The sequence below is a fragment of the Duganella sp. GW821-FHT01E12 genome (assembly GCF_059422325.1).
In genome coordinates, this window is record NZ_JBWKWR010000013.1 from 35,693 (window position 1) to 48,841 (window position 13,149).

The 13,149-nt window shown below is 68.2% G+C and carries 12 protein-coding genes; 8 read left to right on the forward strand and 4 right to left on the reverse strand.

What is annotated here, in order from left to right:
* Positions 1–13: 13 nt before the first annotated feature.
* The gene (locus tag AC07WS_RS26330) at positions 14–673 is read right to left on the reverse strand and encodes an HD domain-containing protein (RefSeq protein ID WP_494731910.1); all 660 of its coding nucleotides are present in this window, start codon (positions 671–673) and stop codon (positions 14–16) included.
* 161 nt (positions 674–834) lie between these two features.
* Here AC07WS_RS26330 and AC07WS_RS26335 point away from each other — a divergent pair, with 161 nt between their 5' ends.
* The 3 genes from AC07WS_RS26335 to AC07WS_RS26345 all read left to right on the forward strand — a co-directional run bounded on the left by AC07WS_RS26335 (position 835) and on the right by AC07WS_RS26345 (position 3,356).
* Complete coding sequence (locus tag AC07WS_RS26335) at positions 835–1,146, forward strand: hypothetical protein (protein ID WP_494731911.1); 312 nt, start codon at positions 835–837, stop codon at positions 1,144–1,146.
* Between the two features lie 93 nt (positions 1,147–1,239).
* A complete protein-coding gene (locus tag AC07WS_RS26340; RefSeq protein ID WP_494731912.1) occupies positions 1,240–1,731 on the forward strand; it encodes a chemotaxis protein CheW in 492 nt (163 codons plus the stop codon).
* On the forward strand, positions 1,731–3,356 hold the full coding sequence (locus tag AC07WS_RS26345; RefSeq protein WP_494731913.1) for a methyl-accepting chemotaxis protein: 1,626 nt from the start codon (positions 1,731–1,733) through the stop codon (positions 3,354–3,356). Before AC07WS_RS26340 ends, AC07WS_RS26345 begins: the two co-directional genes overlap by 1 nt.
* Before the next feature lie 60 nt (positions 3,357–3,416).
* On the opposite strand, the gene AC07WS_RS26350 is transcribed toward AC07WS_RS26345, so the two are convergent.
* The 3 genes from AC07WS_RS26350 to AC07WS_RS26360 form a co-directional block, all read right to left on the reverse strand.
* Positions 3,417–4,115, reverse strand: a complete 699-nt coding sequence (locus AC07WS_RS26350; protein WP_494731914.1) for a ribonuclease HI family protein — start codon at positions 4,113–4,115, stop codon at positions 3,417–3,419.
* Complete coding sequence (locus AC07WS_RS26355; protein ID WP_494731915.1) at positions 4,115–4,858, reverse strand: thrombospondin type 3 repeat-containing protein; 744 nt, start codon at positions 4,856–4,858, stop codon at positions 4,115–4,117. Before AC07WS_RS26355 ends, AC07WS_RS26350 begins: the two co-directional genes overlap by 1 nt.
* 252 nt (positions 4,859–5,110) lie before the next feature.
* Positions 5,111–5,365 (reverse strand): hypothetical protein, encoded by a 255-nt coding sequence (locus AC07WS_RS26360; protein WP_494731916.1) that lies wholly within the window; start codon positions 5,363–5,365, stop codon positions 5,111–5,113.
* Positions 5,366–5,575: 210 nt separating this feature from the next.
* On the opposite strand from AC07WS_RS26360, the gene AC07WS_RS26365 reads away from it, so the two are divergent.
* From AC07WS_RS26365 to AC07WS_RS26385, 5 genes are all read left to right on the forward strand, one after another.
* Positions 5,576–8,926: a penicillin-binding transpeptidase domain-containing protein gene (locus AC07WS_RS26365; RefSeq protein WP_494731917.1), complete on the forward strand. Its 3,351-nt coding sequence runs from the start codon at positions 5,576–5,578 to the stop codon at positions 8,924–8,926.
* Between the two features lie 100 nt (positions 8,927–9,026).
* The gene (locus tag AC07WS_RS26370; protein WP_494731918.1) at positions 9,027–10,343 is read left to right on the forward strand and encodes a hypothetical protein; all 1,317 of its coding nucleotides are present in this window, start codon (positions 9,027–9,029) and stop codon (positions 10,341–10,343) included.
* Between the two features lie 11 nt (positions 10,344–10,354).
* Positions 10,355–10,936 carry a hypothetical protein gene (locus AC07WS_RS26375; protein WP_494731919.1) on the forward strand — a complete coding sequence of 194 codons (582 nt, stop codon included), beginning with the start codon at positions 10,355–10,357 and terminating at the stop codon, positions 10,934–10,936.
* A gap of 3 nt (positions 10,937–10,939) precedes the next feature.
* The gene (locus AC07WS_RS26380) at positions 10,940–12,067 is read left to right on the forward strand and encodes a hypothetical protein (RefSeq protein WP_494731920.1); all 1,128 of its coding nucleotides are present in this window, start codon (positions 10,940–10,942) and stop codon (positions 12,065–12,067) included.
* Complete coding sequence (locus AC07WS_RS26385) at positions 12,064–13,086, forward strand: hypothetical protein (RefSeq protein WP_494731921.1); 1,023 nt, start codon at positions 12,064–12,066, stop codon at positions 13,084–13,086. The genes AC07WS_RS26380 and AC07WS_RS26385 overlap by 4 nt, the downstream gene beginning before the upstream one ends.
* Positions 13,087–13,149 lie beyond the last annotated feature (63 nt).

Here is a 13,149-nt window from a genome sequence, read left to right on the forward strand (position 1 = left end):
TGAATGAAAAGGGTCAGGGCGCGGCCGGGCTGGCGGCCCATTCGGCGATGAAGCTGTCGCGGAAGGCGGTCAGCTCGTTGAGGCGGGTCTGTGCCAGGTGGCGGCCGGCGGACGTCTGCATCTTGGCGGGCAGGGTGGCCAGCTTGGTGTCGATATGGTCCAGCGCGTAGGCTTTCTCATCGAGCTCGCGGTGCAGCGCCATCGGATCGTCGGCGTGGGCCAGCGCGCTGCCCATGCGTCCGGCCGTGTAGAATAGCCGTGCCAGGCCCACCGCGCCCAGCGCGTCGAGGCGGTCGGCGTCCTGCACGATCTTCGCCTCGATGGTCTCGGGGCGGATGGCGGCGGAAAAGCTGTGGCTCTCGATCGCATGCGCGACGGCGGCCAGCTTGTTGGACGGGAAATCGAGTTCGGCCAGCTGGCGGCTGGCCAGCAGCGCCGCCTTGCGCGAGGCCTGGTGGCGTTCGGGATCGTTCTTGGGCAGGTTGACCAGGTCGTGCAGATAGCAGCCGGCCAGCACGACCAGCGCGTCGGCCTCGGGATAGTCGTCCAGCAGCAGGCTGGCGTTGCGCCAGACCCGGTGCAGGTGGTTGGTGTCGTGCGCGCCGTCGGCGCCGGCGGCGGCACTGGCCAGGCGGACCAGGCGCGGGTGCCAGCTGTTCAGCAAGCTGTTCATCGTTCTCCCGTGGTGTCTGTCTTCGACGATCTTTTTTCAGATCATACAGCCTGATACGGCCCTTGTGCAGGGGAACTTGGTGGTGATTAACAATTGTTCGCTTGACAAGTACGACGAGATTGCGCATTATGCAACCATATTTGATAATCACAGGCACTATGATGCGTAACTTCCTGGCGCTTGCGCCGATGTTGTTGACCCTGGCATGCGGCGGCGCGCAGGCGATCGACGACACGCCGACCGTGGCGCCCCATATCCAGGTCAAGGGGGAAGACAGCCGCCAGGCCGTCGCCCGTCCGAACGCGGCCGCCGCCGCGCTGGCGTCGCCCGCGCCGCGCCGCGCCCAGGCCGAGATCGAGGCCGCCCGGCCCGACCGCGACGCCACGAATCCGCGCGCCGTGATCACCACCGTGCTGCGCCCGCTGCCGTCCTCGGCCGGCCGCCTGGTCGAAAATCCCAGCTGGAAACGTTAATACAATTTATTTCCCAGGTGCATTTATTTGGTGCTTAATAACTTGACTTGAGGTAACATTGCTGCCAATCACTTTAGCAATGAAGGAAACCCCATGTCTAATGTAAGCGAACTGCACGCAACGAACCCCGCCGGCGAGTATTTGGCCTTCACCCTGGGCCAGGAAGAGTACGGCATTGACATACAAAAAGTAGCGGAAATCCGCAGCTACGAAACCCCGACCCGCATCGCCAACGCGCCCGACTTCGTCAAGGGCGTGGTCAATCTGCGCGGCATCATCGTGCCGATCGTCGACATGCGCATCAAGTTCAACCTGGGCACGCCGTCTTACGACCAGTTCACCGTCGTCATCATCCTCAACATCGGCCACCGCGTGGTCGGCATGGTGGTCGACCGCGTCTCCGACGTGACCACGCTGCTGCCCGAGCAGGTCAAGCCGGCGCCGGAAATCGGCGCGGCCATGAACAGCGACCATATCGTCGGCCTGGGCACGCTGGAAGAGCGCATGCTGATCCTGATCGACATCGACAAGCTGATGTCGAGCGCCGACATGGGCCTGGTCGAAACCACCGCGCTGGCGGCGTAATGGGCATGCTGGCCAATATCAGCATCGGCAAGCGCCTGGCGCTGGGCTTTTCCATCATCCTGGCGTTCGCCATGCTGATCACCGGGATTTCGGTGTGGCGCCTGCAGGGCGTGGCCACGGCCACGCGCGACATGATGCAGGTGCCGCTGGCCAAGGAGCGCATGATCTCCGACTGGTCGAGCAAGATCGACAGCGCGATCCGCCGCACGACCGCGATCGCCCGCAGCAGCGACGCCACGCTGGGCGCCTTCTTCGCCGACGAGGCCAAGGCGTCGTCGGCCATCTCGGCGGAATACCAGAAGAAGGTGGAAGCGCTGATTGTCGACGCCGACGAGCAGGAACTGTTCGGCCGCATCGGCGAACAGCGCAAGATCTACCTGTCGTCGCGCGACCAGGTGGCCAAGCTGAAAAGCGCCGGCGACCAGGAAGGGGCCGAGAAGGTGTTCTCCGGCGTGTTCGTTCCGGGTTCCACCAGCTATCTGGCGCTGATGCAGGAACTGCTGAAAATGCAGCGCGCGAAAATCGACGCCACCGCCGTCCACATCGACGAAGTGGCGGCCAGCAGCCGCAATCTGCTGTACGTGCTGGCGCTGCTGGTGCTGGCCTTCGGCGCGGTCAGTTCGTGGCTGCTCACCACCGGCATCACCGTGCCGCTGCAGCAGGCGGTGACGGCGGCGCGGCGCGTCGCCGGCGGCGACCTGACCGGCAATATCGACGACAGCGCGCGCGACGAAACCGGTCAGCTGCTGACCGCGTTGAAGGAGATGAACGCCAGCCTGCTGGGCATCGTCACCGAAGTGCGCAGCGGCACCGACCATATCACCACTTCGTCGAGCGAGATCGCGGCGGGCAACCAGGATCTGTCGCGCCGCACCGAGCAGCAAGCCGGCGCGCTGGAGGAAACCGCGTCGTCGATGGAGGAGCTGACGTCGACCGTGAAGCACAACGCCGACAACGCGCGCCAGGCCAACCAGCTGGCCGCGTCGGCCGCGCAGGTGGCGATGAAGGGCGGGCAGGTGGTGTCGCAGGTGGTCGACACGATGGATTCGATCAACCAGTCCTCGCGCAAGATCGTGGACATCATCGCAGTCATCGACGGCATCGCCTTCCAGACCAATATCCTGGCGTTGAACGCGGCGGTGGAAGCGGCGCGCGCCGGTGAGCAGGGACGCGGCTTCGCGGTCGTCGCGACCGAAGTGCGCAACCTGGCGCAGCGCAGCGCGTCGGCGGCCAAGGAAATCAAGGAGTTGATCGGGGATTCGGTGGAGAAGGTCAACCAGGGCAGCAAACTGGTGGCCGATGCCGGTTCGACGATGGACGAAATCGTCACCAGCGTGCATCGCGTCAGCGACATCATCACCGAGATCACTGCGGCCAGCACCGAGCAGAGTGCCGGCATCAACGAGGTGTACCAGGCCATCGGCGCGATGGATGGCGTGACGCAGCAAAACGCCGCGCTGGTGGAGCAGGCAGCTGCGGCGGCGGAGTCGATGCAGCAGCAAGCGGCAGCGCTGGCGCAGGCTGTGAGCGTGTTTAAGGTCGAGGGATCGGCATCGCGCTCGCGCACCACGCCGGCGCGCGCAACGGCTGCCCGTCCGGCCCTGCGCCTGACCAGCCACGCCTGAACCACATCGTCATTTCCCCCACCGGGGAAAATGACTTCCCGCCTGCGCGGGAATGACGTATCAGGCCTCTGGTGCTGTGCCCGGAGGCCTGTGTATCGCCTGCTGCGACAGGCGATCCGCGTCGCCATTGCGATGGCGCGGAACCCAGCGCAGGCTGACATCTCCCAGCCGCGCCAACAACTCCACCACGCGCAGCCGATGCGCCTCCAGCCCTTTCGCCCCGCGACCGGCGGCCACCGCCTGCACACTCAGATTCACGTCATTGACCACCACCTGGCTGTCTCCATGCACCACCAGGCCGGTGGCGTCGAGCCGCACGGCCGCCTCCAGCAGGGCCGTCAACGCCAGGTATTCCGCCTCGCCGCTGTTGCCATGGCCGGCGCGGCGGCTGATCTCCACCCGTTCGCCATCCGGCCCGCACAGCAGCGCGCCGATGCCGATCTGGCCCGGGTTCGGATGCGCCGAACCGTCGAACCATCCGCGCCAGCCGTCGCTGGCAGGCCGCGTGCGCGCCGCGCGTTGTTCCAGCAGTCTGGCCTTTTCCGCCACCCTGGCCGAGCGCCGCTCTTCGTCACGCAGACGCAAAGCCTCGCGCCCGGCCAGCAGCAGCGGCAAGCCCTGCGCGCCGGCCGCCTGCGTCAGCACCTGATGCAGCGCCTGCGCCTCGCTCACATTGGAGCGCGCAGCCAAACGACGAGCGGCCACGCGCTCGCCCTTGTAGGCGGCCGTGGCCAGTACTTCGAATTCGCTTTCGTTCATCAATCGCGCCGTGGATTGTCCGGATGGCGGTCCTGGCGGTTAGGCACGCCGTCGCCGTCGCGATCATGGTCGTAGCGGTTCGGGATGCCGTCGTGGTCCTTGTCGCCACGACCATGGCCCCGGTTGTCGTGACGGTCGTAGCGATTGGGGATGCCGTCGTGATCGCGGTCGCCGTACGGGCCCCGTTCCCAGCGTGCTTCCTCGCGCAGCCAGCGTCCGTCGCGCTGAACCCAATGCGGCTGGGCGTAGACGTAGCCCGGCCGCTCCACCATCCAGCTGCCGCCTATCCATTCGTGGCGGTTGCCGCGCCAGTCCCAGTACCCCGGCGCCCAGATGTAGCCGACGCGCGGAGCCGGCACGCGCTCATAGCGCGGTGGCGGCGGGGCGACCGTCACGTAGTCCACGCGGCCCGGGCCTGCATCGACCGTCACCCAGCCGCCTGGGTCCAGGCGCCAGTTGCCGCCGTCGCGTATCCACTCGGCGCGGCGGTATTGTGCGCCGATGCGTTCCTGCTCCCAGCGGCCGGCCAGCCATACGTGGCGATAGCCGTCCCAGTTCCAGTAGCCCGGCGCCCAGACATAGCCATGACGCGGCGCGGGAATGCTCTCGAAGCGCGGCGGAGGCGGCGCATTGCCGATCACGATGCTGACGCCAACCTGCGCGGACGCGATGGCTGGTGCGAATGCTGCTGCGCTGATGGCCAGCATGGCGGCGGCGTAAATGGTGTGCGAGCGCTTGATCATGATGTTCTCCGTTTGCGCGTCCTGGTACAACGCTTGAAACGAACTATAGCAAGCCGCGTATGGGAAGACTCCCGAAGATGCAACTTTTTACATCTGACACAAACGTGGGTGAAGTTGTGTGCGATGGCGCACAGAGGGCAAGGAGGCGGGGGAGGTGCGGAAAGGCGAGCTTGAAACGGAGCGAGGCGGGGAAAGGCTTCGCCTGTTACGCGGCATGTCGGTGGCGCGTACAGGCGAAGGGCTTACGGGCCTTCAAATTTTGCTCGCTGCGGTGGTGTCGGCGGCCAGCACGGACTTGCCTTCGTCGAGCAGCGATTGTTTTTTCTGTTCGGCGGTCAGGCGTTTGGCGCTGACGACGATCACTTGCATGTCCTTAGCGGCTGGCGCGGCGTAGCTGGCTTGAACCGGCGCAGGCGCCGCGGTGGTTTCGTCGAGGACGTAGTTGGCGGCGCAGGCCAGGCCCAGGGTCACGACAAACAGGGCTTCGAAGTTTTTCAGGACGTTCATTTTGCTTCCTTTCGGTGGTTAAAAGTGTGTTTCGATGTGCTCACTTTATGCAAAGGCCTGTCCAGCCGCCACGGGATTGCGACGAGACGCGCTTTTGGCGGCCCGAAATGCAGATTGGCGCGATAAGGCGATAGCTTTTAGACCACGGAACGGCTTTTCCCCGCCCTCCGCTAAGGCTGGGCAGATACCGTCCACCAGCGCGAGGGGCTTATGCCGAGATTCATCACCACCATACTGCAAGCCTGGGCCCAGCGCCGCCTTGCGCGCCGCAGGCAGGCCAATCTGCGCGCCGGCGCGCGCGGCCGTCCGGCGATGCGGCTGGTGCCAACGGCGCGCTCCGGCCGCAGCCGCGCCGCTGGCGCGCAGGACGGTGCAGAAGGCGCTGAGAGTTCGATAGGCCGGCATCGCGCCATGTGGATCGCCGTGGCCGGTGTCTGTGTGCTGGCCGGGGGCGGTGGGCTCATCGCCGGCCACGCCCGCCATCTGGCCGCCGCCACGGTCAGCACGCCGCAGGCGGTCAACAGCGTGCGCGCCGCCTACGCCTATCAATCCGTGCTGCCCGGCGCCGCCTTCACCGTGCCGTCGCAGGCGGGGCTGAGTACCAGCATCCACGCCGGCGGCGCTTTGCTGGTGGCGTCCGGCATGCAGGCCGCGCCGGCCGTGCGCGTGGACCTGTGCAGCCAGATGCGCAGCCCCGGCGACGCACGCCTGCTGCCGCTGCGGCTCGGCTATCGCTTCGACGACGTCAAGCGCTGGGTCAAGCGCAATGAGGAATCGAGCGCCCAGGTCTCGCTGCGCAACGTGCTGCTGGTGGCCGACAGCGGCGCCGGCGCGGACGCCGTGCCGGAAATCCAGATCGACGGCACGGCCCGCGCGGACTTCGCCGATCCGCTGAGCGAGCCGCTGCGACTGAGCTGGCGCAGCGCGCAGGCGGGCGCGCGCTGGATCGGCGACGCCAGCTTCGGCCAGATCGAGCAGGGCGCCAGCGGCCAGGTCGCGCTGCGCCAGCAGGGATGGCTGCTGTGGGGCGCCGCGTCGGCGCTGCGCATCGAGCGGCGCGCCAACGCCATGTGCCCGCAGGCGGGCGAGCTGCTGGTGCAGATGTACCGCTTGGCGCCTAAGACCGCTGCGGGCAGCGCGCTGGTGGTGGCCTTCCCGGCGCGCGGCAGCGCCGTGAGCACGACGCTCGCCGCCGGCTCGTACCAGGTGCCGGCCGCCGCGCCGGCGGCGTTGGAAGACCAGGCGCTGTTCAACGAACTTCAGGAACAGGGCCTGGTGCGGCTGACCGCCGCCGGCGCCATCGAAGTGGCGCCGCGCGACCTGGCGCAATGGGAGGCCGCAGGCGTCGCCGAACGCGCCGCCGAATTGGACAACTGGAAGCAGGTCAAGCCCGGCGCCGCCACGCACAAACTCTTCAAGCGCCTGTACTACCAGGCCGACGGCGCCTACGTCCGCCAGCAGATCGATATCTACAACAGCGAGCGCCGCCTGCTGGCCTGGCGCGTCAAGGCGCCCGCCGGCCTTGTGCTGGACTGGAGCGCCAGCGCCGGCAGCGACGCCTCGCCAGGCAGCGTGCCGGCGATGGTCGCCACCACCAGCCAGATGCCGGTCGCCGCCTCGCGCTTGTTCGCCTCCCTGCCGCAGGGCTGGCAGCCGTGGACCCGCGTGGCCCGCTGGCCGCAGGCCGCCGAAGGGCAGAGTGGCCGCCCCGTGGTGCGCCTCAGCCTCGCGCTGCCGCGCGCCGCGCAGGGCGGCGAAACGATGCAGGTGATGGTGGCCGGCCGCGTCACCGGCAGCGTCGGCGCCAGCGCGCAGTTGTCGCCGGCCTGCACCGGCCGCGCATGCGCCAGCGGCTCGGATGTGCAGCAGGTCAGGCTGACACTGCTGGCGGGCGCGCGCAGCGTGCAGCTCACCGCGCAACCGCTGGACTTCAACGCGCCGGAGGACCAGAAATACCGCCATCTGCGCGTCGCCGGCGGACGGCTTGTATGGCAGGCGTTGTCGCCCGTCGCCGGCGATGCCGCACCCGGCCTGCCTCGTCCCGCCGCGCTGTCGCCGGTACAACTTGTAGACCGCAACGGCACGCCGCTGTGGACCGATGGCGCGCCGACGCAGTCCGCCATCGAGGCCGGCCTCGCGCCGCTGCTGGGCGTGAGCGGCGACCACGCCAACAGCGTGGCCGGCATGCTGGCCCGCCTGCCGGTATCCGACGCCACCGTCTCGCGGGCCTCCGGCGCGGCGGTCGGCGCGCGCCTGACGCTGGACCTGCCGCTGCAAGCCCTGAGCCAGCACGTGTTGAACTGCATCGGCATGCATCGCGGCCGCTGGGACGGCAAGGCCTGCACCGGCGGCCAGCCCGCGCCCGAAGGCCGCCACGCCGGCCTGGTCATCCTCGACACCGAAACCGGTGACGTGCTGGCCGCCGCCGGCGCCGGCGCCGGCGAAGTCAGCGCCGCCAACTGGGCCGAGGTGCGCGACTTCGACCGGACCAGCCCCGCGCGCAGTCCTCTGCGCCTGCCGGCCCTGCAGCACGACGGCGGCGCGCACCAGAGCCCCGGCTCCACGTTCAAGGTGGTCAGCGCGCTGGGCCTGGAACTGGCCGCGCAGCGCGATCCACAGATCGACGCGCTGCTGGGCGGCATGCCGCTGCCGGCCATCAACCGGCTCGCCGCGCAGCGCGGCTTCGGCTTCCAGACCGACGCCGCCAGCTATCCGCTCAATCCGCGCCTGGCACACATCACCAACTACCACGAGCAAAGCCTGGACCGCCGCGCGCAGGAGGGCCGCCTGGGATTGGCGCAGGCGCTGACCTACAGCCTCAATACCTGGTTCGCCTGGTCCGGCGAATTGAGCGACCAAAGCCTGTTCGGCCGCGCCGACGGCGGCGCGCCGGACCTGCAGGCGCTGGACGCCGACGCGCTCGACGCGGTGCGTCCCATCGTCGCCGCCGCGCACAGGCTGGGTTTCGAACAGACACTTCGCCTGGACGGCGGCCTGCTGCCGGCCGATTTCAACTGGCGCAGCTGGGATGCGCTGCAGGCCACGCCGGCGCACATCGATCCTATCCACACGCGGCACGAGTTGCGGCAGATGTCGATCGGCCTGCGCATGCAGGTCACGCCGCTGCAAATGGCGCTGGCCGCGGCGGCGGTCGGGCAGGGCAAGGTGGTGGCGCCGCGCATGCTGCTCACGCTGGGCCGCGCCGACAGCGCCGTGCCGGAGATGAAACCGGTCGGCATCCGTTTGGACCGCATCAAGGCCGGCATGAAAGGCGTGGTCGATGTCGGCACCGGCGCCGGCGCGTTCGGCGGCGCCGCGCTGGCCGGCGTGCGCCCCGGCCTGTACGGCAAGACCGGCACCGCGCCCACCGGCGACGACACGGCCACCGTCTGGTTCACCGGCTGGCTGGAGCCGGGAACCTTGCCGGGCCAGACGCACCGGCTGGCAATGGCGGCCTTTGTCAGCCACTCGAACGCCACCGGCGGCGAGCACGCGGCGCCCGTGCTGGCGGCGGTGCTGTCCACGCTGGCGGCGCAGAACCGTGAACAGAAGGGGAAATAGGCTTGTAAACGGGATAATGAAATCGCCGCTTTTGTGGCATGATTTTGAGGCGTCCGCCATAGCGCGCCCATTTTCGTTTTTCTATTATTGACAGGACTGTATGCGCTTGCCAGGAACCCGGTATCAGGAGCACGGCTGGGAACAAGTGCGCAAGCTGTTGGGACACTGCTCGCTGCAGGCGTTCCGGCGGCTTGAGATGCACCAGCTGCTCGACGCGGGGCAGCACGCCGCGCTGCTCGACAGCTACACCGATGCGGTGGCCGCAGCGCTGCGCGCGGGCGCGCGCTTGGCCCGCGCCGAGGCGGAGGGCAACAGCTACGGCGACAGCGTCTATGAATTGTCCCTTAGCCTGCTGTTTGAATTGCAGGCGCAGCCCGCGTTCTGGCTGGCGTTCGCCGCCGCCGTCGCCGCCGAACATGCGCGCAGCGGCGCCTTCTGGCTCGACGCCGCCGCCGAAGGCGTGATGCGCAAGAAGGTCAACGACATGTACGCCGGCCTGCGCGACAAGGTCGATGCCGACAACTACATCGTCACCACGGGCCGCGACTGCTCGCCCAACAAAATCTATACATACCGTATGCTCGATACCGCCTACCGCGAGATCGCCGGCCTGTTCGCGGACTGGCGCCAGCATGCGGCGCAGGTGGGCGATATCCTCGGACGTCCGCTGGACGGCAGCCCGATCGAGGCGCGGCAGATGAAGTCCATCGGCGGCTGCAAGGCCGAGTGGATCATCCGCTGGAGCGAGTCGCAGGAGCGCTATGCCGGTTCGCCCGGGCCGCTGCACACCAGGTCCAAGCGCTTCGCCAGCCTGAAAAACAGCCCGGAGAAGATCGGGGCGATGCTGTCGGAGATCGGCGACTACGAGGAACTGTCGGCCAATATGGACCGCGCCGACGACTGGTCGGGCGACGCTGGCGAAGCGGCCTTGTGGCTGGAAGACTACTGGCGCGTGATCGGCGAGTCCGAACAATGCCAGGCGCAGGATGAGGACCGCATCCTGCCCGAGCCGGCGGAGGAGGAAGAGGCAAGCCTGGGGGACGACACTGCGGACGACGGCGCCGGGCCGGAACCCGAATTCGAGGCCCATGACCTGGCGGTGGAACAATCGCTGGCCGGCGCGCTTTCCCTGCCCCCCCGCTATCTGGAATTGGCGCGGGCCGCGCAGGAAGCCGGCAGCTGGGCGCTGCGCATCCTGAGCGGCGAATCGCTGCCGATCCGGCTGGCCGTGTACCAAAAACTGCTGGGCGCCGCCGACGACACCTACCCGGAAGCCTGGCTGGACCCGGCCACCGGCGAGCTGCCGACCTTGCAGCAGCTGGCGGCGCTGGACCAGATTTCGATGCCGACGCTGCGCAAGCGCCGCAACGAAGCGATCGACAAGCTGTACGCGGCCAACGCCGCGCCGGTGAAATGAAGGAGAACGATTTGAAATCCGCACAAGATGAGCAAGACGCGCGGCTGCAAGAGCGCGCGCTGCTGGCCCGCGCCGTGCCGGGCGACCGCCTGATGCTGGCCGACGCCACGCTGCTGGCGGCGCTCGACGGCAGCCGGGCGCTGACGCCGAACGAACGGCAGGCGCTGTCCGCGTCGCCGCTGACGTTGCGGCGCTTTCGCCAACTGTCGCTGGAGCGGCGTGCGCGTGCGGGCTTGCCGCAGGCCGCCAACGATCCGGTATGGGGCGGCAGCAGCGGCATGCTGCGCGCGGCCGCCAGCGCTACCGCGTTGGAATCGCTGGTCACCGACGACAACTGCTGGACGCTGCACTTCCTGCCGCAAGGCGAGGGCTGGCAGGTGATCCTGAGCCTGTCGGCGGAGGCGCCGTTCGCCGCGCGCCTGCTGCGTGAGCATGTGATGGTGCGCGTGATAGACGGCGGCGGGGCGATCGTCCTGCAAGGTCGCCTGGACGCGGACGGTGAATGCGAATGCGCCTGGCCCTTCGCCACCGCGCCGGCGCGGCACTTCCAGATGTACGGTGCGGGTTTCGCCGTCGAACCGGTGACACCTTAGACCATGGGTATATTTTTCCGGCGCCGCAAACCAGCCGTCGATGTCGACGGTCTGGGAGTCACGCTCATCGCGCTTCGGCTCGAGGAGGGCGACTTTGCGCCGGCTGGCAGCACTGTCGTGGTCTTCAACGCCGGCGGCCACGGACGCCGCGTGCCCGCCGGGAAGATGGCCTGTGAGCAGGGCGAGACGGCGCTGTGTTTTCATCCGGGGCCGTACACGGTGCATCTGGCTCCATTCGCCTCGGCGCCGGAGTGGGGACTGCAGCTGCGCTTTGTGGTGGACGCGCCCAATCCGCGCGTGACGCAGCAGCGTTTCGACCTGTATTTGTACAGCGAGATGGCCGAGCGCCTGGACCTGGAGACGCTCCGCGCGGCAGCACAGGCTGCGCTGCAAACGGAGCTCGCGCAGGGCGCATTGGATCTGCCGCCATGCACCACGCTGGACGAGTGGCACGCATTCCGCGCTGGGCTCAATCAGTTGATGTACACGCGCTTCGGCGTGACTGTCGACGATTGCGTGCCAGTGGATCTGGGCGACCGGGTCGATTATGCCGAAGTGCTGAAGGCCCGCGCCGCGATCGAAGCTGACATTGTGGCGGCAACCGAGGCAGCAGTCGCGCCGGCGCGCGAGGAGCCCTCCACCGTTTCGCCCTTGCCCCCGATTGCGCCGCCCGTGCCGCCTGCGCAATCGCCGCGTACCGCCGCGACCAGCGCGTCAACCGACCAGCAGGACGCATACGCCCTGCGGCGCCTCTTCATCGAACTCCCCAGCCTTGCCACCGAACTGCGCCTGCTCGTCCTGCCGGACGGGCTGCAAATCTTCCAACAACACCAGGCCCTGTTACTGCGTCTCGGCATGGCCGCGCTGAACGTCAACACCATGCCGGCGCTGGCATGGGCCGCACCCGACCAGCCGCTGGCGCACGAAGAACAGACCCGTCGCACCGTCCAAACCCTGCTGGCGGTGCAGGCGCTGGACGAAGCCTGGGCCTTGCTGGCCCGCTTACAGCGCGCCGACCACGCGCAATGGCCGGCGTTGCTGGAAGATGCAGATCGCATTTGCGCCAACCTGGAAACCGGCCTTGCCTTCCGCCGCGCTCCGCATGCGCCCCGCATGGAACCTACGCTATGACCACGCTATCCGCCGCCACCGTGCCCACCAACGCCGAATGCCGCAGCATGCTGGCCGACGGCCGCGTACTGACCATCACCGCCAGCCGCCGCCCGCGCGCCAACCGCGCCGACGTCAAATGCAGCGTCGCCGGCGCCCCCGCCATCGCCGAGCGGATGCAGGAAGTGGTACGCCTGGCCCGCCACACCGAAGTGCGCCTCGACAGCCGCGACCAGGTCGTCCTCAGCATGGACATCGCTCCCGCCGCCGCAGACCGCGACTGGGAACTGGCCGCCGTACTGGCCGACCGCATGGTGCGCGGCCTGCATCGGCCGATGCATGCGGGCGGCGAATACGCGCAAGGCTGGTCCGATGCATGGCACCTTGGCCGCGTCGATGGCACGGTTGGCGACGGCGCTGCGCGCACGCAGCGCATCACCCACCTGGGCGCGCTGAGCGGACATGCCGATCCATCGGCCGGCGTTTCCACCGTGCGCGCCTGGTTCCCGCTGCACAGCGGCGGCATCAACGACAGCCTGGCATGGGTGGAGGTCAGCGTCTTTGCGATCGACAGCGCCGCCGAAATATCGGCCGCGACAAGCGAGGAAGACACCATCGCCGCGCCGGGCCTGGACCTGAGCGCCCAACTGGAGGTGCGCCAGACGCTGGCCAATTCCCGCCATTTCGACGCCAGGGGGCTGGGACGCTGGCGCAGCGTGGTGCGTTTTGGTCAGCCGCGCTTCCAGGGCGGATCGTATCAACTTGCGCTGGTGATGGCCGACCGGCTGGCGCGAGGGCGCGAATTCGTGCCGCGTGGGCGCATCATCGCCACCGGCTGCTCCAGCGCCTGGCATGCCGGCCGCGTTGAAACGGTCGAGGGCCGTGAGCCCAAATTGGAATTGATATTGAAGCAAGCCGCCGCCGGCGACCGCATCCTGCTGCCCAAGGACTGGGAGCCCAACCTGCCGGCCGGTTTTACCGCCGAATTGCGCCAAAGGGGCGCCAGCGTTGCCTGTATCGAGCGGATCGGTATGATTTAGCGCAGCGCGGTATCGTGCGCAAGAATGAAATCGGGCTCGCCCTGCTAAAATCGGCGAATGGCA